The 21,712-nt window shown below is 39.9% G+C and carries 15 protein-coding genes; 6 read left to right on the top strand and 9 right to left on the bottom strand.

The genetic code is table 11. The features are described 5' to 3' along the window. Positions 1-1,208 precede the first annotated feature (1,208 nt). Positions 1,209-1,385 carry a hypothetical protein gene (locus tag Q0993_RS15840; protein WP_299534833.1) on the bottom strand — a complete coding sequence of 59 codons (177 nt, stop codon included), beginning with the start codon at positions 1,383-1,385 and terminating at the stop codon, positions 1,209-1,211. Between the two features lie 487 nt (positions 1,386-1,872). On the opposite strand from Q0993_RS15840, the gene Q0993_RS15835 reads away from it, so the two are divergent. Further along, complete coding sequence (locus tag Q0993_RS15835; protein WP_299534831.1) at positions 1,873-2,175, top strand: helix-turn-helix transcriptional regulator; 303 nt, start codon at positions 1,873-1,875, stop codon at positions 2,173-2,175. 134 nt (positions 2,176-2,309) lie between these two features. Here the strand turns inward: Q0993_RS15835 and Q0993_RS15830 are convergent, their stop codons facing one another. The 5 genes from Q0993_RS15830 to Q0993_RS15810 all read right to left on the bottom strand — a co-directional run bounded on the left by Q0993_RS15830 (position 2,310) and on the right by Q0993_RS15810 (position 10,955). Then, positions 2,310-4,064: a RagB/SusD family nutrient uptake outer membrane protein gene (locus tag Q0993_RS15830; protein ID WP_299534828.1), complete on the bottom strand. Its 1,755-nt coding sequence runs from the start codon at positions 4,062-4,064 to the stop codon at positions 2,310-2,312. A gap of 64 nt (positions 4,065-4,128) precedes the next feature. Continuing rightward, positions 4,129-7,449 carry a TonB-dependent receptor gene (locus Q0993_RS15825; protein WP_299534825.1) on the bottom strand — a complete coding sequence of 1,107 codons (3,321 nt, stop codon included), beginning with the start codon at positions 7,447-7,449 and terminating at the stop codon, positions 4,129-4,131. 476 nt (positions 7,450-7,925) lie between these two features. Then, complete coding sequence (locus Q0993_RS15820) at positions 7,926-9,101, bottom strand: class I SAM-dependent methyltransferase (RefSeq protein ID WP_299534823.1); 1,176 nt, start codon at positions 9,099-9,101, stop codon at positions 7,926-7,928. Positions 9,102-9,108: 7 nt separating this feature from the next. After that, positions 9,109-10,209 (bottom strand): AI-2E family transporter, encoded by a 1,101-nt coding sequence (locus tag Q0993_RS15815; protein WP_299534821.1) that lies wholly within the window; start codon positions 10,207-10,209, stop codon positions 9,109-9,111. Between the two features lie 95 nt (positions 10,210-10,304). Then, on the bottom strand, positions 10,305-10,955 hold the full coding sequence (locus Q0993_RS15810; RefSeq protein WP_299534819.1) for a DUF4159 domain-containing protein: 651 nt from the start codon (positions 10,953-10,955) through the stop codon (positions 10,305-10,307). A 46-nt stretch (positions 10,956-11,001) separates the two neighbouring features. Here Q0993_RS15810 and Q0993_RS15805 point away from each other — a divergent pair, with 46 nt between their 5' ends. Continuing rightward, complete coding sequence (locus Q0993_RS15805; protein ID WP_299534816.1) at positions 11,002-11,784, top strand: thioredoxin family protein; 783 nt, start codon at positions 11,002-11,004, stop codon at positions 11,782-11,784. 69 nt (positions 11,785-11,853) lie between these two features. On the opposite strand, the gene Q0993_RS15800 is transcribed toward Q0993_RS15805, so the two are convergent. Next, positions 11,854-12,561: a 16S rRNA (uracil(1498)-N(3))-methyltransferase gene (locus Q0993_RS15800; protein WP_299534814.1), complete on the bottom strand. Its 708-nt coding sequence runs from the start codon at positions 12,559-12,561 to the stop codon at positions 11,854-11,856. 113 nt (positions 12,562-12,674) lie between these two features. Then, the gene (gene tsaD / locus Q0993_RS15795) at positions 12,675-13,697 is read right to left on the bottom strand and encodes a tRNA (adenosine(37)-N6)-threonylcarbamoyltransferase complex transferase subunit TsaD (protein WP_299534812.1); all 1,023 of its coding nucleotides are present in this window, start codon (positions 13,695-13,697) and stop codon (positions 12,675-12,677) included. Positions 13,698-13,805: 108 nt separating this feature from the next. Between tsaD and Q0993_RS15790 the strand changes: the two genes are divergently transcribed. From Q0993_RS15790 to Q0993_RS15775, 4 genes are all read left to right on the top strand, one after another. Then, the gene (locus Q0993_RS15790) at positions 13,806-18,212 is read left to right on the top strand and encodes a translocation/assembly module TamB domain-containing protein (RefSeq protein ID WP_299534810.1); all 4,407 of its coding nucleotides are present in this window, start codon (positions 13,806-13,808) and stop codon (positions 18,210-18,212) included. Positions 18,213-18,368: 156 nt separating this feature from the next. After that, positions 18,369-19,355 carry a 6-phosphofructokinase gene (gene pfkA, locus Q0993_RS15785; RefSeq protein ID WP_299534808.1) on the top strand — a complete coding sequence of 329 codons (987 nt, stop codon included), beginning with the start codon at positions 18,369-18,371 and terminating at the stop codon, positions 19,353-19,355. A gap of 23 nt (positions 19,356-19,378) precedes the next feature. Then, positions 19,379-20,380 (top strand): type I glyceraldehyde-3-phosphate dehydrogenase, encoded by a 1,002-nt coding sequence (gene gap, locus Q0993_RS15780; RefSeq protein WP_299534806.1) that lies wholly within the window; start codon positions 19,379-19,381, stop codon positions 20,378-20,380. A gap of 79 nt (positions 20,381-20,459) precedes the next feature. After that, positions 20,460-21,311, top strand: coding sequence for an N-acetylglucosamine kinase (locus Q0993_RS15775; protein WP_299534804.1), 852 nt, complete (start codon positions 20,460-20,462; stop codon positions 21,309-21,311). On the opposite strand, the gene Q0993_RS15770 is transcribed toward Q0993_RS15775, so the two are convergent. Next, positions 21,304-21,684 (bottom strand): RidA family protein, encoded by a 381-nt coding sequence (locus Q0993_RS15770; RefSeq protein WP_299534801.1) that lies wholly within the window; start codon positions 21,682-21,684, stop codon positions 21,304-21,306. The genes Q0993_RS15775 and Q0993_RS15770 overlap by 8 nt on opposite strands. Positions 21,685-21,712 lie beyond the last annotated feature (28 nt).

The following is a 21,712-nucleotide window of genomic DNA, read 5'->3' as shown; positions in this document are numbered from 1 at the left end:
AAATGAGCTTTTTCATTTTTTTTAATTTTTAAAGATTAAAACATAAATTATATACACTGATTTGCAAATCCATTGTTATGGGCGATCACTGTTGAATAAGTCAACACTGATATCAAAACTTCCACTTGAATTGTACTTAGGTACTGATTTACCTTACAAAACATCTTATAACCTCCATTAATATCAACTTCTTTTAACCTATATTTGCGACCTGTTTTAAAGTTGGTTAACTCAGTTGTTCCTAGTCTTAAAATCCTTTTTTACCATTGTTTTAGCGGCTTTCTTTTTCGAATTTTTTGGTATACCGATTTTCTTGCGAATTGGCATAGAAGTTCATTGGAATTTCGACTTGAAATGAAAGTAATCTCACATTCGATAATTTTCCTGTTTTTTATATCTGATTCGTCTCCTACTGTATCTTGGTTATGAATTGCACCAAGAACTGGCTATTAGGATAGGACATTTTGAAACACATTATGACAAATTTTACGCTTGTTAGGAATATGGACATTAACCATTGTTACCCTTGTATGAAAAAATGTACAGAATCAAGAATCCGGATGGATTTCTATATGAATTCCTAGTCTCATAAATTTCATATAATAGTAATTTACTTACATAAAGTAATGAATAATTTTATAATATTATGTTTAAAATTCTGTTAAATGGCTATTGAGATCTTTTTATGATACTCATTAGAAATATTTATGAATGAGATTTAAAGGATAACGTTGACTTATCCTTTTTTGATTCGTAGATGACTTAAGATATAGCTGTTATCCTGTGATATACGATAAATAATTACTCAACTACGTTTAAAATCAGAAACGAATAAAAAGTGGTAATAAAAATTGGCCCCAAATTTTTTTGGGGCCAAAAAAGTCAAATAAGTATATTGATATTTTATTCTTTAATATCATCCACCACAGCACCATGGAAATGGAGCTTCACCTCCTGGCGGATATCCTGGGGGGCAAGCCACAGGACTACCACAGCAAAAACAATATGGAGTACCGCCTTTAACGGTTTTTAATTGTTCCTTTGACAATAATTTGTCGGACAGTTTTGAAATTATTTTTTTCATTTTCTCTACTTATTAGATTAATAATTTAAGTCTGAAAATCCGTAACACCTTTTTCTGGCGGAAATCTATCTCGTTAAACAAAAGGATAACTTAATTGCCGTAGACAATTCCCCTTTAAATTTAACTACCAACAGTCCCCTACACCATGAGGTACTTGACTTCCCGGTCCATAACCCCATGGACAATTAATATAAGCTCCACTGCTTACACAAAAACAATAAGGAGTGGCTCCACCCTTAACGGTTTTTAAACGTTCCTTGGACAATAATTTGTCCGAAAACTTGGAAATGATTTTTTTCATTTTTTTTCATTTTTGGATTAATACTTCATTTATTGTGAACGATTTGCAAATCCATACCCAATATTCGTTGGTTTCATAGTTCCTTAGGAAGGTTGATTAAGTACTTTACTTCTACTATTTTGGATAAAAACTTCCTGGCGGTATCCCCCAAAGAGTACGAAGCGAGTGATCATCAAATACATCTTCAACTTGATAAATTATATTGTACTTAGATTTAAGAATTTAAAACAGATGATTTACAGTTATCAATTTATAAGATTGAGCTTTAGAATATCTGGATTTTACTTATAAAGCTGATAATCTTCTTTATTAAAGTCATAAGGACCCTGATGCGAGTGGAAATGTGTGGGATAAAGTATTCTAAGCGGGTTGAACCTGTTTAATAACAATAATTATTATTTTCTTATATTATTTATAAGTTTAATACTACATTATTATATTTTTCTTATATTAACCTGACATATTTTTCTTTTTATACCGTTCCGTCATGCCCCAAGCAGAGATAGATATTTCGATTCTAAAGTACAGAAAGGAAAAAAGGATCAGTCAGGCTGATTTTGGAAAATTGGTGGGTGTAAAACAGGCTACTGTTTCCAACTGGGAGTCGAAAAAAGTGAGTCCTTCCGGAAAGCATCTTGAGCGAATTAAGGAATTGATGGATTCACAAATCCCGGAGTCAAAATCTGCATCAGAGGTAGATGAACTGGCTTTACTGAAGGAACTGTTATCGGCCAAGGAAGAAATAATCGGGTATCTGAAGACAACAATCGATAGAATAAAGCACGAGTAACTTGTAGTATACTTATGGTAATTCCAGCTTAATTGAAAAACGAATTCCGAAGGAATAAAGATAAAAAATAACCACAAAAAAAGAGCCGCTCAACTGAGCGGCTCTTTTTGCTTTCTTTTTCTATTGTATATTACTTAGTATCCTGGGTTTTGTGTCAATACGTCAGAACCTTGAATATCTATTTGGGCTTGCGGGATAGGGAAATATTCATTCTTCCCAGCTGTAAAGCTAGCCCCTCCAAACTTTGTTACCAAGTATTGGGATTCGTAGGCCAAATAGTCGTTCAAAACATCGGCGGCTATTCCCCATCGTACCAAGTCAAAGAAACGGTGACCTTCTCCTGACAGTTCCAACTTACGTTCGAAGCGTACCGCGGTACGGGCATCTTCCTGAGAAGCAAATTGGGAAGGTGGATATTCGGCAATTACGTAATTGGCGGCATCTTCACCAGAATCGTATTCTTTTACCCAGTGTTCTGAATTGGCCGCTCGTGCCCTAACCTGGTTTACATAGGTCCTAGCTTGCTCCAAAGAACCTGCCTCAATTTCCGCTTCTGCAGCCATTAACAATACATCTGCATACCGGATAATGGTATAATTCATTAAAGCATAACCTCGAGTCCAAGAACTACCATCCGTAAAGCTATTTTCCTGAGACCTATAGTAAATGTATTTCTTAGGTGAATAAGGTCCCGCATAAGGAAAACTTCGAATCCAAGCAGACCCGGGGTGATCTATCCAGTCTAGATAAGGAATACCTATACGTCCGATGGAATGGTCAATACGTGGATCAAGTGGGCCTGCATCCTCAACAAAATCCTCTTCAGCGTTTCCATCTACCACTACCCATGCATAGTTGTTGGCAACTTCGTTGGCAGGGTCATTGTAGGAGCCGTCCAATAATGGCAAGCCTTCTGGAGTGGTTCTAAAGGAATTGCCCAACTCAATACTAGGCTGGAAGAAGCCACAGCAGTTTCCTGGGCCATCCGGTCCTGTATTATAGGGGTAATTCAAATCATCAAAATAGTTAGCATTTTGGGTGCTTCCCGTATTATTGGCCGATTCAACATCCATAACCGCTTCCGCATGATTATCATTCTCCGCGTTATAAATTTGGGCATAGTCATCCAACAATGCATATTTTAGACCATTGGAAGTAACTCCATTGGCAATAACATCGTCAAATGAAGCTTTGGCTTCAGCAAATTTTCCTTGATATAATTGTGCTTTACCAAGATAAGCCCTGGCAGCCCATTTATTTACGCGACCTGCACCGGTTTCACTTCCCAAGTTATCATAAGCAAATTGGAAATCCGCTTCTATATTGCCCCAAACATCTGGAGTATTGGATATGGCAACAACATCGGTTGGAGCAACGGTTTCATCGAAATAAGGGATACTGTTCAAGTGCTTTTTGAGGTCAAAATAGAAATGTCCTCTAAGCATTCTTGCCTCGGCAATAATACGTGTTGCCTCTGCTGCGACTATATTGTCACCAGCCGATTGTACTGTAGCAATTACATTGTTACAGCGCACAACGCCTTCATAACGACCATTCCAAAAATTATTGATATCCCCACTGGTGGGATCTATTTCATATCGTTGTACCGGATTGATAGCGGAATAATCCCCGGCATCAGTTCCTTTGTTGGCCTCTCCTCCACAAATGGACCCTGTAACCCAATGGTTAGGACCTTCGAAACGGTTACCAAATACACCGTTCAAGGCCGAATAGGCCCCTATTAATAAACCGTCAGCACCAGCTTGATTTTCCAATTGGGCGGCTCCCAAGGAACCTGTCGGAGGTACTTCCAAAAATTCGTCATTACAGGAGACCCCTATCATAAGGACCATCGCTATAAAAACAGGTAATTTTCTTAATCTGTACATAGTTTTCATAGTTAATTTTTGCTTAAATATATAAATAATTTTTCTTTTAAATATCACAAAGCTATCACAAGCCTAAATTTACGTTAAGCAGGTATTGCGGTGTGGCTGGGTAGTTCCCCACATCGATTCCGAAGCGGGTATCCACATCACCACCAACGACGGGGTCTAAACCACTATAATTAGTAATGGTCCAAATGTTGTTTGCAGAGATACCTACTTCAAATTTGCTTAGACCTAAAGCATCCTTTACTTTGTCATCAAAAGAATATACCAAAGCTAAACGTTGTAATCTTGCGTAAGAACCGTCCTCAACATACCAAGAGTTGGAGGCGCCGCTAGTACTCAAGTTGGAAACACTTTCCCAAATGGGTGCGGCGGCATTGTTCCCCAATTCCGGAGTCCAAGATCTAAATGCAGCAACCCCCTTGGCGGAACCTTCAAAGGTCCCAAAGAAATCTCTAAACCATTTTGATTGGTTGAAAATCTCATTTCCTACGGACCAATTCCAGAACATTTCCATCTTAAGTTGTTTGTAGTTGAGTTCAAAAACAGCTCCACCTGTATAAGAAGGAACGGGATCACCCAAATACGTTCTGTCATCCGGAGTAATGGCACCATCGCCGTTTACATCTTCGTAGCGGAAACGTCCTAACCCTTTACCGTCCTGAGCGGGAGAATTGTCTACCTCAGCCTGTGAGTTGAAATAACCGATTACATTGTAACCAAAGAAGGAGGAAAGTGGTCTCCCGATTTGGTTTCGGGTAGGGGTAATTCCCCTAAAACCAATACCATCCAAGAAATCGATACCTGGAGCAAATTCCACCACCTCATTTTTCAAGAAGGAGTGGTTGGTAGTGATTTGGAAAGAAAGATCTTCGGTAAAATTACCGCGGCCTACAATCTGGAAATCAACCCCTTGATTCAACATGGATCCTACGTTTACGGAAGGCGCATCGGCATCGTTTCCTGTAACCCCGGCCAAAGGAACCTGGAACAACAGATCTTCGGTATCCTTTTTCCACCAGTCGAACTGTACTTCTATTTTGTTGTCCAGAAGGGAAAGGTCAAAACCAATGTTCAATGTAGTACTGGTTTCCCACTTCGCATCTGGATTTCCGATTCGACTCGTGGCAAACCCTTCGTCTGCACCACTATTTTGTCCACCTATAGGATAAAAGGTTCTGCCCAAATTAGCAGCGGCCAAGGAGAATTGATTACTCGGATCCACATTGTTGGAGTTACCCATTTCACCCCAACCAGCGCGGATTCTCAAATCAGAAATGAAATTCTGGTTTTGCATAAAAGGTTCTCCGCTAACCGTCCATGCGCCCGATACCGCCGGGAATACCCCATATCGGTTATTTTCACCGAATACGGAGGAACCATCACGACGAATTACACCACTCACGTAGTATTTTTCATCAAAATTATAATCCAGTTTTCCGAATAGCGAACTGAAGTTTACCCCAGTGAAAATATTTCCTTGGACGACAGGACTTTGCACCGTGGACATAGTAATAAAATCAATATCCGTTGAGAAAGGATTGATACCTGAACCAAAAATACGTCTCCCCCTTGAAGGAGTTCTTGGGGAACTGGCCCCGTTGATAGCTTCAATACCGGCCAATGCCGTAATACCATGCTTTCCATAGGTCTTTTTAAAGTTTACCGTATTGGAAAAAACCCATTGGAAACCGTAGAGCCATTCTTCCTGAAAACCATTACTGGCCTGAGGCTCGGAATCCCCTAAATATCTGAAATTATAATTCTGTCGTGTAAAATTAAAATATTGCCCACCTAAGCTGGAGCGGACCGAAAGGCCATCGGCCAGTTTAAGATTGGCATAAATATTACCAAAGGCCTCCACTGAAAAAGCTACATCACTTCCATTATCCTGTACCAAACGCCTTACCGGATTCCGTGGATTGTTGAATCCGGCTGCTCGGGTACTGGCATAGCTACCAAATTCATCGAACACCGGAATAATAGTCGGCATCCGATAGGCGGAAAGTACCTCGGATTCTTCATCCGCGATACCTGCACCCCCGGCGGCACCTTGTTGACCTACCACAGATCGATAGGTGGCTTGGAAATTCTCTCCAATGGACAACCAAGGCGTTACATCCCATTCCGAGTTGAAACGGGCCGTGTATCTTTCAAGCTCATTTTCCAATAAAATACCAGATTGAGTTTGGGCGGCGACACCAAAATAGTAACGGCCGTCCTCGGTACCTCCATCAAAGCCCAGACTAATACGGCTAATCGGTGCAATCCGTGTAATTTCCTTATACCAGTTAGTACCTGCTAGATTAGGTCGGATTAAAAACACATTTTCAGGATCCGCCTCAAAGTTGGCACGGATTTGCGCCAAATTTACATCCGATTCAAAAACTCCGTTTAGACCGTCGGCATGCAAATAGTCCGGAAAACGAGGGGTAGGATTAGATCCATACTGTGGATGTGTATACTGAGGCGCCGTGCCAGTAGCCGCAGCATTGTTTTCATAGGCGATGTGCGTATATCTGGCCATATCCTGAGGATTCAACATCTCCGGCGAACCACCAACATTGGGATCGGTAACCCCGCTTTGGATGTTCAGGGTTACATTGGTCTTCCTTTTTCCTTTTTTTCCTTGTTTTGTGGTATAAACGATTACCCCATTCGCTGCCCTAGCTCCATAGATGGAAGCCGCGGCTGCGTCTTTTAGTACTGTGGTCGTCTCAATATCGTCCGGGCTTAAGAAATCGATGTTTAGGATAGGAACCCCATCCACAACATATAAAGGTTCATTACCCCCAAAAGCTCCGAAACCACGTACCCGAATCTGGGAGGTTGTACCCGGCTGACCATTGGTTACAACGGTGACCCCAGCGACCCTACCGGCCAATTGCTGTTCTACGTTACCGGAAGGTATGGCCGCCAATTCCTCAGCCTTCACAATGGAAACGGCAGCAGTAGTTTCCCGTTTGCTCTCTGTTTGGTAACCCGTAACGATGACCTCATCAAGTGCCGCGGCGTCTTCTGCCAAGGTGACATCAACCGTAGATCGTCCATTAACCGCAACTTCTTGGGTCAAAAACCCCAGATAGCTGACAACCAAAGTGGCATTGGAATCTACATTTAACGTATAATTTCCATCAAAATCGGTTTGGGTTCCGTTAGTTGTTCCTTTTTCAACAACGTTGGCTCCAGGAAGTGGCACTCCACCGGAATCTGTAATTGTACCCGAAACGGTGGTTTGGAAAATATTTTCCGCTTCAATAGTAATTTCGTTTGCCTGGGCCATTTGTGTTCCCAAACAAATCAACATCGACAAAAACCCTATAGTGAAGAAAGAAAACTTTCCCCGGGGTCTTAACGAATTGTAATCTCGTTTTTGATTCATAATCCTTGTTGTTTGTTAGTTTAAATTAATCTTGATTTTTCAGGTTTTTCAACACTTGACGGCACACCAAAATGTTAAGGAAAACCCAAATTCCGGGTAATAATAACAAAATTATGTGAATTATAAACACCCAATTTGCAATAATTTCCCAAATGACACCGCTTTCGCAAATGTTAAAATATAAGGACTATTGCGATAAAGCCCCTGTTTTATTTGGCAAAATGGTAATTATGGTAGCTGATTTTTCAAGTATTTGGAATTTTCAGGAATCACAAACAAAACCCAATTTGTTAGGTATTTTCTCTCATTACCTCGCTGGAAACGGGGAATCTATAACGTTGGAGTTGAGCCCTATTTTTAGGGTTTGTTAACTTAAAAAACGTTAAACTTTCACAAAGTTTTGCTAACAAATATCAGCGCAATTTTCTATGTAAAAAAAAGGCATGGACCCCTTGAACTGATGCATTGCAGATGTATTACTTTTTACAATGAATAATGATCTTCTCACTATTGTGATGAGTAGTGAAGAAAAGGTAGTCTGCCCCTCCGGACAAAATGTTAAATCGTTTTCTGATAGCATCCACACTATGGGGAAAATTTCGAACAGTGATATTCGCCTTTTTAAGCTTCAGGGCTTTCATGGTTTTTTTTGAAAAAGGCCATACTTTTTCAATCCTAAATGCCCTTCCAGGGAAATCTTTCAATTCCTTTGAGGTATAGAGCTGGGAATGCTTATGAATCTTACCCAGTGCATATCGCTCTGCTATAAGTGAAAATGCTCCTGATTTTAAAATGGCCGAATTGGGCTCATAAAGATAGTTTTGTGGTGCACTAAAGTTGGGAACGGCCTTTTTTTCTTCTTGGAGTGCAAAGTTGAAAGTATCTGTTTTTTGTTGATCAAAGTTTACCGTCTTAATAGTTGTTTCCCCATCGAAGCCGGCCTGCAAAATCCATAACAGTTCCTTAACCTCATTCTTGAGGGCTACAATATGGATTTCCTTTACGAACCTGAGTTCGTTCATTCCGACCGACATATCCAGGATAGGGGAGGTTTTTAGCATTACATTATTGGATTTTTTAAAAAGTAAATCCAAATGCTCGATAACATTCGGGAAACAATCTTTCAAGAAAAAGACTTTTCCTTTTTGATCATTCCGTCGGGAGGGATCTAGATATACCCAATCGAACCCAAATTGGGATTTCTCCAAAAAAACCAATCCATCTCCGGGTATGATACTAATATTCTTTCTTCCAAAAACTTTAAAATTATGGGCAACTATTTCCGATAAATTCCTGTTTGTCTCACAATGCTGAACGTTATCTATTTTGAGGGAAAAGAAATAGGTGTCCACACCGAACCCGCCGGTGACATCCACAAGGGAATTGCCGCTTACCAGGGTAGCTTTATACTTGGCCGTGATTTCGGAAGAAGCCTGTTCAATATGTAATTTATCCGGGAAATAAATGTTTGGTGTATTATACCACGTAGGAAGTTTTGTTTTTGTTTTTTTCCTGGAAACAATCTGCTGCGCCAGTTCCTTGTTCGAAGCCCCAACAAAAAATGGCTTTTTCAATAAAAGGGATACTACATCCGTATCGGTATTTTTTGATATGAATTCCTGTATTTCAGGGTTTAGTAGATTTTTGTTCAAAATATTGCTAAAGGTCTTCAGTCAAAGATTTCACAATTTTATTTTCTGATAAAAACTCTTTTAAAATTACCTTAATAGCGGTATAACCAGGTACCGCTACGATCATTCCCACAACCCCAAAGAGGAGTCCGGCAATGATGATGACCAAAAAAATTTCTAAAGGATGGGATTTTACACTGTTCGAAAAAATAAAGGGCTGGGAAAAAAAATTATCTATCAACTGACCAATGACCAATCCAATTAAGACATAACCGGCTTTGGGCAATATTACCGTACTGAAATCGGCACCTAAATTGCTGGTCATCGTAAGCAGAATCATAATTACCCCGCCAATAATAGGCCCTATGTATGGAATAATGTTAAAAAGAGCACACAAAAACGCAATTACAACAGCATTTTCTATTCCTACAATAAGTAACACGATAGTGTAAATGACAAAAAGGATAAATATCTGTAAAAGTAACCCAACAAAGTACCTGGACAATAGATTGTTTATTTTATCTATGGACTTTACCATGCCGCTCTCCTTGTCCCTGGGAACAAAGGTCAACAAACCCTTTTGAAAAAGCTTGCTGTCCTTGAGAAAGAAAAAGGAAACGAACAAAACGGAAAACAACCCAATACTAAATGTACTGAGCACATCAACAAAAGAATTCAGGAAGTTGGGGATAAAACCTATATCAAAACCTTCCAGAAGGTTTTTTTCCAATTCACTTTCCTTGATTATTCCGGTAACGACTTCTGGAGAAGCCCCAAAATAAAGGGTAATCTCTTTGTAGAGGGAATTTAAATTATGTTGTAACTTATCGATATCCAACAAAGAAAGATTCTTGCCCTGTTCGGTTATCAGGGGAATAAACAGTGCAATTATACCGCCCAATAAACTTATCATAAGTACCATGGTAAGGATTACCGCCAGAGTGTTCGGTAATTTGATTTTTCTTCTAAGAAAAAGTACAATGGGCCTTCCAATAAGGGCAATGACCGCGGCAAAGGCCAAATAGACCAATACGGATTGTATTTTGTACAAAAAAAATAGAACCAGCACAATACCCGTTAGAATACCGATGGCCCTTAATATACCTTGTGATATAATCCTTGCGTTCATTTTTTCGTAGTCTTTATTGAATCCCCTTCCTTTTGCGCATACGCTTTCATTCTAGATCGAGATAAGTCCAAATTGGTGATTTGCCAAAGACTTTTTCAATTTCTGAATGCGTACGAAATGATATTCGCTCCCATCCGAAGTGCCTTTTCCCGGATATCCTCTGGGTTATTGTGCACGCTAGGGTCTTCCCAGCCATCTCCCAAGTCACTTTCAAAAGTAAAAAGGAGAATAAGCCTATTTTCGTTGAAGATACCCAAGGCTTGCGGTCGTTGCCCATCGTGTTCATGTATTTTGGGAAGTCCTTCCGGAAAATTGTACTCTTGTTTAAAAATTGGATGATCTTTGCCCAACTCTTCCAACTCCATATTCGGAAAAACCTTATCCAACTCCTTTCTAAGATAGGGTGCCATACCATAGTTATCATCAATATGCAAAAAACCTCCCGATAATAAGTACGCTCTTAAATTATCCCCATCCTCTTTGGAAAAAACCACATTACCATGCCCTGTCATATATAAAAAGGGGTATTGGAAAATATTTGTGCCCCCCACATTTACGGTCGCTGGTTTTTCCTTGATGCTGGTTCCTATGTTCTCGTTGCAAAAGCGAATGAGATTTGGCAAAGCGGTTGGATTGGAATACCAATCCCCACCACCATTATATTTTAGTATGGCAATTTCTTGTGCTATCAAAGAAGAAGACACACCAAGGTAAAAAATAAATAATAATGATGTAAGTAACTTCATAAACTATCGAACTAAAAAGCAACGGTATCAAATTTAAGTATTATCCATGTTGAAAAAAATCTTAGCGACGATATTAGTTTTGGGCAGTCTTGTTTTTGTGGCATTTACAAACACCAACTCTTTGGAAAATGATTATTCGGACAAAACCAATAGTGCGATTGCGACTTTTGAACCCATTGTTGTTTTGGAACTATTCACTTCACAGGGTTGTTCCAGTTGCCCTCCTGCTGACGCACTTTTGAATAAGGTCAAAAATGAATTCACGAATGAAGTCTTTGCACTTTCCTACCACGTGGACTATTGGAATTATATAGGCTGGGAAGATCCCTTTAGCAAGCCTGATTATGCCAAAAAGCAAAAAGAATACAATATACAATTTCGCAATAGAAGTAATTATACCCCGCAAATGGTTATTAATGGAAAGGAACATTTTGTTGGGTCAAATGCCTCTTTGCTCTATAGCAAGATTGATCAATACAAAGAGAGAAAGGTAGAGAACGGGGTTAAATTATCTAAAATTGATCGTGATGGACAAAATGTTTCTTTTGAATATGATATCGAAGGTGATTTAGGAAACAAAGAACTCAGGCTCCTGTTGGTTTTGGATCAACGCCGAACGGAAGTACCCAGGGGGGAAAATAGGAATAGGACCTTAACCAATAGCAACATCGTTGTGGCCGAGAAAAAAATCGCTCTTACCGATTCAAAAGGAAGGCTGGCCTTATCTATTCCAAAAATCGTTGAGCCCAACGAAAAAAAATACGTAATAGCATTGGTACAAGATTCGAGTTATGGAATAACCGGAGCTGCCAAGAATGCCATTCGATGAATTAAGATGTTGTTTGTTTTTAAAGCCTCGTAGGGAGAATTGTAACAATTCCATGCGAGGTTTTTTATTTTAACCATTGTTAATTGTAGTAACTATAGTACAGCCTACCAGGGCAGCGGTCTCCGTTCGCAAACGATTCTTTCCAAGTGAAACGGGCAAAAATCCTTTTTCATAGGCCTGTTTGATCTCGGAGGAAGAGAAATCCCCTTCCGGACCTATCAATATGGTAATATCCTTATCTGGAGCTACCCTTCTTTTTAGGTCCAGCTTTTCCTCATTTTCACAATGCGCTATAAAAAGAAGCCCCTCAGGGGTACTTTCAATGAAATTTTCGTAAGGCATGGGATCATTCAATTTAGGAAGATAGGTCTGTAAGGATTGCTTCATCGCCGAAATGATTATTTTTTCCAATCGTTCTCGCTTGATCGCTTTCCGTTCAGATCGCTTGCAAAGAATCGGTGTTATTTCATCGATACCAATTTCCGTGGCTTTTTCCAAAAACCATTCAAACCGATCGATATTCTTGGTCGGTGCTACCGCTAAATGCAGCGCGTACCTTTTTGGATGTTTTTTGGTAGTCGAAACAATTTCGGCCGAACATTTTTTTAAATCCGCAAGGAGTATTTTAGCTTGGAACAAATACCCTTTACCATTGGTAATTTGCAAAATATCGCCTTCTTTTTTCCGAAGTACTTTAACGATATGCCGACTCTCTTCCTGGTTAAGGACAAACTGCGAGACACTAGTGTCCAAAGTGGGGTTGTAAAATAGTTGCATGGCATCTTATTTAGGATTGGGAAATAGTCAATCCGATGATGTTGTTTTTAAGTTATGGCCAAGACCAATACTTATGGCAAGTATCAATTTTTGTTGCCCTTGATCAAATACATTTATATTTTGTATCGCGCCTTGGCTGATATGTTTTGATTGGTAAGCCTATTTTCCCTGAACTTAAGATATCCGGTTATTCCAATCATTGCGGCATTGTCCGTACAATATTCGAGTTTGGGCAAATAGGTATGCCAACCAAGTTCTTTTTCGGCCGATTTCAAGGCATTACGTATCCCGGAGTTTGCTGAAACACCACCTCCAATCGCAATTTGTTTCACTCTGGCATATTTCACGGCCTCTTTTATTTTATCTATCAAAATATTGATTATGGTATGCTGTATGGATGCACAAATGTCATTCCGATTTTCCAATATAAAGTCAGGGTTTGTCTTGGTTTCTTTTTGAATAAAATATAAGATACTGGTTTTTAATCCACTAAAGCTAAAATTAAGTCCACCTACTTTTGGTTTTGGAAATGGAAAGGCCGTAGGGTTTCCCAATTGCGCGTATGTATCGATTAGAGGCCCTCCTGGATAAGGCAATCCCAATATTTTTGCACTTTTATCAAAAGCTTCGCCAACGGCATCATCCAGGGTCTCACCCAAGATTTCCATATCAAAATAATCTTTGACCAAAACAATTTGCGTGTGCCCCCCACTAAGGGTCAATGCCAGAAAAGGAAAACTGGGAGGCCTGTAATTTTGTCCTTCTATAAAATGGGCCAAAATATGGGCTTGCATATGGTTCACCTCAATTAGGGGAATATGTAAGCCCAAAGCCAAGGACTTGGCAAAGGAGGTACCTACCAACAAAGACCCCAATAGTCCAGGTCCCCGTGTGAATGCTATGGCCGATAGTAGTTTTTTATCGATATTTGCTCTCATTAATGCCTGGTGCACAACAGGAACGATGTTCTGTTGATGTGCCCGGGAGGCAAGTTCGGGAACAACACCCCCGTATTCCTGATGTATTTTTTGAGAGGCCACAATATTGCTCAGTACTTTTTTGTTCTTTAGTACAGCAGCTGAAGTATCATCACAGGAAGATTCAATGGCCAGAATATAAATAGTTTTGTTTTCCACCCGGTTTGGAACAAAAATTGGATACACAAAGGTAAAACATAAAGCCCTATCAAAAAACTGAGGAAAATACTGATTAGAATTCTCTTGGTGTTTATTTTAATATGCATTTTGGGCACCATAATCCTTTCCTTGCCTGTGGTTCAGACCCAATTTGCCCAGTATGCCACAACAACCATAAACAATGAATTCGGGACCAATATTAACATAGATCGTCTTAGGGTCTCCCTTATTTCCTGGGATACTTCATTACAACATGTTTACGTTGAGGACTATAGGAAGGATACTCTTTTTTTTATAGATGAGCTTACCACCTCCATTCTGAGCATCAGAAATTTGGCCAATGGCAAATTGGAATTTGGTGAAATAGATATGGAACGCTTGAATTTTAAGCTAAAGACTTACAAAGATGAGAAGAATACCAATTTGGAGGTTTTTATTGACAAGCTGGATGATGGCAAACCAAGAAAACCCGGAACGCCGCCGTTTTTTTTCTCTTCCTCCGATGTAGAGATTTCCCAAAGTAATTTTAAGCTTATAGATGAAAATACAGAAACAGGGAAAATCCTGGATTTTAAGGATTTAAATATATCCGCTTCCGATTTTCAGATACTAGGGCCGGAGGTAACTACTGAAATTGAGGCACTGTCTTTTAAAAGCAAGAGGAATCTGGAAGTGGAAAAATTGGCCACGGTATTCAAATATACCAAACAACAAATGCGTTTTGACTCCCTACGTATAAAAACACCCGGGTCCGACTTAAAAGGAAATTTAGTTTTCAACTATGAACGAAAGGATTTTGCCGATTTTACGGACAAAGTGAACCTGGTCGCCAGCTTTCAGGATTCCAAGGTTGCCTTTAACGAAATAAATCAATTATACGATCAATTTGGAAAGGAAAAGGAAGCAATTTTTTCCTCTTCTTTCAATGGGGTCCTAAACGATTTGAATGCGGAACAGTTCTTTCTGCAATCGGATAATACGGGTATTCGCGGAGATTTTAATTTTAAGAACCTTTTCAGTAAATCGGAAACGTTCTCCATGCGTGCCAATATGAAGAACGTAACGAGCAGCTATTATGAACTCAGATCATTGATGCCTGATATTCTTGGTAAATCAATACCCTCCTTATTTCAAAAATTGGGGCAGTTTACGATTCGCGGAGATGCAGATATTACAGAAACCTCCATTGATGCCAAGGTGAATATCAATACGGCCATTGGAAGTAGCTATACCGATTTGGAGTTGACCAATATCAATAACATCGACAATGCAACCTATGAGGGTTTTGTGTCCCTTATCGACTTTGACTTAGGGGATTTTTTGGACAATAAGAAATTAGGAAAAACAACACTGGATTTTAATGTTGAGGGGCAGGGCTTTGTTCAGGATATTAATACCGAAGTAATAGGGCAGATTTATTCCGTGAATTTTAATGGGTATGACTATAAGGACATTAAGGTTTCTGGAATTTTAAAGGAACAGTTGTTTGATGGTAGCTTGGTAAGCAATGATGAAAACCTTCAATTTAATTTTAAGGGGCTGGCTGATTTTGGTGAAGAAAGCAACAACTTCAATTTTATTGCCTCTGTGGATTATGCCGACCTCAAAAAATTGAACTTTATAAATGATAGCATATCCATTTTTAAAGGTAACGTAAACATGGATGTAACTGGGAATACCTTGGACAACTTGATAGGTGACATCAAGTTTACCAAGACCATTTTTCAGAATAAGAACGATACCTACTATTTTGACGATTTTAAGGTTTCCTCCACTTTTGAAAATGACTCCATTAGGGTAATCGATATAAACTCCCCGGATATCATTACTGGTTACATGAAAGGTAATTTCAAAGTAAAGGAACTCGGTAGGTTAATGCAGAATTCTATTGGAAGTATTTATACCAATTATAGGCCTTTTGAGATTTCCGAAGGGCAGACGGTGTCCTTTAACTTTAAGATATATAACAAAATTGTGGATGTTTTTTTCCCTGAGGTCCAGTTTGACCCGAATACTTTTATTAGGGGAAATATAATTGCGGACAAAGGCGATTTTAAATTGAACTTCAAATCGCCCAAAATACAGGCCTATGGTAACGTTGCGGATAGTATCGATATAAAAATCGATAATAAGAATCCGTTGTTCAATACATATGTCTCCGTGGCAGATCTTTCAACAAGCTATTATGATGTTAGGGATTTTAGTCTCATTAATACCACTTTAAAGGATACCCTTTTTTTTAGGACAGAATTTAAAGGAGGCAGTGAATTTGATGATAGCTATAACCTGAATTTTTATCACACATTCAATCAAGAAAACAAATCCGTCATCGGCCTAAAGACATCGGATGTAAGTTTTAAGGGCAACCAATGGATTTTGAACAAAGACGGAAATCGCCAAAATAAGGTAATTCTCAATCGAACCTTGGACAGTATTTGGATAGAGGAAATTGTGATGAACAATTATGAGCAGGAACAAATACGGCTCAAAGGCCAACTGGCGGATTCTACCTATAAAGATTTGGAACTTCAATTTAAGATTGTCTCCCTAAACAAGATTACCCCATCTATAGATAGCCTAAAACTTCAGGGTGAAGTCAACGGAACGCTAAACGTATTACAGAAAGACGATGTCTATTTGCCTTCCTCCAATTTGGCCATTGCCGATTTTGCCATCAATGATATGAGAATGGGAGATCTTACCATTGGGATAGTGGGGAATAGGGATTTGACCGATTTTGTGGTCAATTCACAGATTACGGATAACGGCATAGAAAAATTGGGTATTGTAGGGAATATTAAGAATGAAGGGGAGATTCCACAGGCCAATCTTTTAATAAACTTCAATAAACTAGATCTTGAACCCTTTAGTCCCCTGGGAGAGGATGTTATCACCAATATTCGAGGCGATTTAAGTGGAAGTGCTAGAATAAGGGGGGGTGTAGACAATCCGGAATTCAGTGGTATTCTTACTTTGGACAATGCCGGTTTGGCCGTTCCTTACCTAAACGTGGATTATAGCTTTGCTCCCAATTCTAGGATAGACTTACGAGATCAGACTTTTGATTTTGATCAAATCCGCATTACCGATGTCGCAAAAAGAACAAAAGCGGTCTTGGACGGCACTATAACCCATAGATATTTCGAGGATTGGTTTTTGGATTTGAATATCGATACCAATAATAATCCCTTTTTGATTTTGGATACGGCGTTTGAGGAAGAAGTACTCTATTACGGTACTGGTTTTATAAATGGTCAGGGCAGAATTTTTGGACCTACCAATGCTTTGACGATTAAAGTGGATGCAGAAACGGCCGAGGGCACTTCCCTTAAAATACCATTGAGCGATGTGGCTTCTGTGGGCGATTACTCCTTTATAAATTTCATAGAACGCAACAGCATAAAAACAATAGAGGAACAGCGTGTTTTAGAGGATTTTGAGGGATTGGAGCTAGAATTCGATTTAGTAGTCACTCCGGATGCCGAGGTTGAAATCGTGACCGACCGAAAGACAGGTAGTTCACTTAAAGGAACTGGGGAAGGTATTTTACTGATACGTATCAATACTCGTGGAAAATTTGAAATGTTCGGGGACTTTGTCGTGGTAACAGGGGAATACAACTATCGGTTTGGTGGAATAATAGATAAAACGTTTACCGTTAGGCCCGGCGGGACCATTATATGGGATAGGGAACCTTTAGAAGCCGAGTTGCAACTGGAGGCCGTATATTCCTTGAATGCCAATCCTGCACCCTTATTGGATGACCCGGGGTATACCAGGCGCATTCCAACACAAGTGGTAACCAAATTGACCGGGGAATTGGAGAGTCCTGATATTGAATTTAATGTGGAGTTTCCGGGTACCAATACTATTGTCCAATCAGAACTGGAATACCGATTGCAAGATCCTACGGTCGAAGAAAGAAACGCTCTCTTTTTATTGGCACAAGGCTCCTTTGTGAGTGATCAGAACGGAATAAACCGACAAGCAGTAACGGGTAACTTGTTACAATCGGCCTCTGGACTATTGAATCAGGTTTTGGGCAGTGAAAACGATAAATTTAACCTGGGACTTTCCTATGAGCAAGGGGTGCTCGATAGAAATGCAGATGTGCAGACGGAGAATAGGATAGGAGTAACGGTCTCTACCCAAATAAGTGAAAGGATATTATTCAACGGAAGGGTAGGGGTACCGGTAGGAGGGGCTAGTGAAACGGTTGTTGCCGGTGATTTTGAAATTCAATTGCTTCTTAACGAGGAAGGTACCCTAAGTGCCAAATTCTTTAATAGGGAGAATGAAATCCAAGAATTTTTTGCTCAGAGACAGGGCTATACCCAAGGAGCGGGTCTTTCCTACGAAGTTGATTTCAACAGTTTCAAAGAGCTTTTTAAAAAAGTGGTGGGCAAAACGGAAACGCAGGAAAACAGATTTCCCGATACCGATGGATTACCCAGTTCGGTAATGGGCAAGGACAGCTTGTTAAGGTTCTATCCAAAGACCAAGGGTCGCCGTTAAATATCTCGTGGAAAAAAGCCCCAATGTTATATTTTAAACTTCAAAAATATGGGGGATGCACGAAAACGATATAGCTAATTTCGTTACCTAAATTATGGACATTAACAATTCCTAATTTGAAATAAGTTTGCTAATTTTGCTAGCTTAAAATTTTCGATGGTTTCCGAAATAAAGAAAATCGGTGTTTTTACCTCGGGTGGGGATTCGCCGGGAATGAATGCGGCAATTCGATCTGTGGTACGTACCTGCGCCTTTATGGGTGTGGACTGCGTAGGCATTTATAGAGGCTATGAAGGAATGATAGAGGGTGACTTTAAACCTATGGATGCCCGTAGTGTAAACAATATCATCAATAAGGGAGGTACTATTTTAAAATCTGCCAGATGCAATCCATTTCGAACCAAAGAAGGCAGAAAAAGAGCTTACGAGCAGCTTCGGGCGGAAGGAATAGACGCCTTTGTCGTTATCGGAGGGGATGGGAGTTTTACGGGAGCCATGATTTTTAATCAGGAATTTGATTTTCCGGTCATAGGAATTCCCGGTACCATAGACAACGATATTTTTGGTACTACCTTTACCCTGGGTTTTGACACGGCCCTGAACACGGTTGTGGAGGCTGTGGACAAGATTCGGGATACGGCCAGCTCCCACAACCGTCTCTTTTTTGTTGAGGTGATGGGAAGGGACGTAGGGCATATCGCTTTAAATGCCGGAGTGGGTGCCGGTGCAGAGGAAATCTTGATTCCTGAGGAAAACTTGGGATTAGATCGTCTTTTGGAATCCCTAAAGCGTAGCAAGGAATCCGGTAAATCTTCCAGTATAGTGATAGTGGCAGAAGGCGATAAAACAGGGAAAAACGTATTTGAACTAAAAGAGTATGTAGAGGAACACCTGCCGATCTATGATGTGAGGGTGTCGGTTTTGGGCCATATGCAACGTGGAGGGCCACCTTCTTGCTATGATAGGGTATTGGCAAGTAGAATGGGGGTTAAAGCGGTGGAATCCTTATTGGAAGGCAAAACTAGTCTTATGGTAGGCGTACAGGATAATAGACTTATATTGACACCGATAAACAAGGCGATTAAAGGACACACAAAGATAGACAAGGAACTCATACGGGTCTCAGAAATAATGACAACATAATTTTTAATCTAAAAACACTAAAAATGTCAAACTTGAAAATAGGAATTAACGGATTTGGTAGAATAGGCAGATTGGTTTTTCGATCTACCGTAAAAAGGGATGATGTTGATGTTGTGGCCATCAATGATCTTTTGGACGTGGAACACCTTGCCTACTTATTGGAATATGATTCCGTACATGGAAGATTTGATGGAACTGTAGAAGTAAAGGATGGGCACTTGGTGGTTAACGGCAAGACTGTCCGAATCACTGCTGAAAGGGACCCCAAAAATTTGAAATGGGATGAAGTGGGTGCAGAAATAGTAGCTGAATGTACCGGTATTTTCACAACCTTGGAAACTGCCCAATATCACATTGATGGTGGTGCAAAAAAAGTGGTGATTTCGGCACCGTCCAAAGATGCGCCCATGTTCGTGATGGGTGTAAACCATAAAGATGTAAAAGCATCGGATACCATTGTATCCAATGCCTCCTGTACCACAAACTGTCTGGCGCCACTGGCCAAGGTTCTCAATGATAACTTTGGAATAGAGGAAGCATTGATGACCACGGTGCACGCCACTACGGCTACACAAATGACCGTTGATGGTCCGTCAAAAAAGGATTATCGTGGAGGTAGAAGTGCTTTGTTGAATATTATTCCCGCCTCTACAGGAGCGGCCAAGGCTGTCACAAAGGTAATACCGGAATTGGAAGGCAAATTGACCGGAATGGCATTTAGGGTTCCTACCGCTGACGTTTCCGTAGTGGATCTAACGGCGAAATTACAAAAGGAAACTTCATACGAGGAAATAAAGAAAGCTTTCAAGTCAGCTTCAAAAGGTGAACTCAATGGTATTTTGGGATATACGGAAGAGGCTGTTGTTTCCCAGGATTTTGTGGGTGATGCACGTACCAGTATTTTTGATGCCGGTGCTGGAATCGAATTGAATTCTAAATTTTTCAAGCTGGTTTCATGGTACGACAATGAAGCTGGATATTCCAATAAGTTGATAGATTTGGCTCAGCACGTTCACAGTCTTTAAGTTTTGATACAAAAAAAGTTTTCCTGAAAATATACCGTATTTTGTGTATTTTCAGGATTCTTTTTTTAAAAGGATATATATGGTAGTAATTGTCGACAGTGGAGCTACCAAAGCGGACTGGATAGCTTTGGACGATAAGGGGGAACAGGTGTTTTTTACGCAAACTTTGGGACTAAGTCCCGAAGTATTGACACGTGAGGTAATCGAGGATAGGTTGGCCAATAACTTTGAGCTTTCCAAGAACAGCAAAAAGGTAAAGCACCTGTTTTTTTACGGGGCCGGATGTGGGACCGAGCGCATGAGAAGATTTCTAAAGAAAATTTTCAAGGTGTTTTTCCCCAATGCCAAAGCCGAGGTAAGGGAGGACACTTACGCGGCCATTTATTCCACTACAAAGGTGGGGCATCAAGGTATTGTCTGCATTCTAGGGACAGGTTCTAATTGTAGCTATTACGATGGACATCAAATGTTTCAAAAGGTAGTTTCCCTTGGCTATATTCCTATGGACGATGGAAGTGGTAATTTTTTTGGTAGGAAATTGATACGTGATTATTATTATCACAAAATGCCTCAAGATTTGGCCATGAAGTTTTCTACGGAATATAACTTGGATGCGGATGTCATTAAGGAAAACTTGTATAAACAGCCCAATCCCAATACATATCTGGCCACTTTTGCAAGGTTTTTAGTGGAAAATAAGGACCATCCCTATTGTAAAGGTGTAATTGACAAAGGATTTCAGCAGTTTATTAACAACCATGTAATGCAGTTTGAGCTGGCTACCAAAGTTCCCGTACATTTTGTTGGCAGTATCGCCCATTATTTAAAGGACGAACTCAAAGCAGTGGTAGAAAGGAATGATTTGGTTTTAGGTGTTATTCGTCAGCGTCCTATTGATGGACTGGTTGAATTTCACAAACAGACTATTTAACGGCTATCATAGAAATCTCTACGTTTACAAATTTGGGCAGATTGGCAACTTCCACGGTTTCTCGGGCTGGAGCGGTATCCGCGTTAAAATAGGATGCATATGCCTCATTAACTTGTTTGAACTGATGCATGTCCTTTAAAAAAATCGAGGTTTTGACTACATTTTCAAAATTCATTCCGGCCTCGTCCAAAATAGCCGCAAGATTTTTCATGGATTGATGGGTTTCCTTAAAAATATCCCCTTTTACCAATTGTCCAGTATTAGGGTCTATCGGAATCTGTCCGGAAACATACAAAGTGTCGCCACTTAATATTGCCTGATTATAAGGACCGATTGGGGCGGGAGCTTTGGAAGTGCTTATGATTTTTTTCATTGTAGTTTGGTTTAAGCCGTTTTGTAAA

It is taken from the genome of Ulvibacterium sp. (genome assembly GCF_028285715.1).
GTDB lineage: Bacteria > Bacteroidota > Bacteroidia > Flavobacteriales > Flavobacteriaceae > Ulvibacterium.
This window is presented reverse-complemented; position numbering and strand designations above follow the sequence as displayed.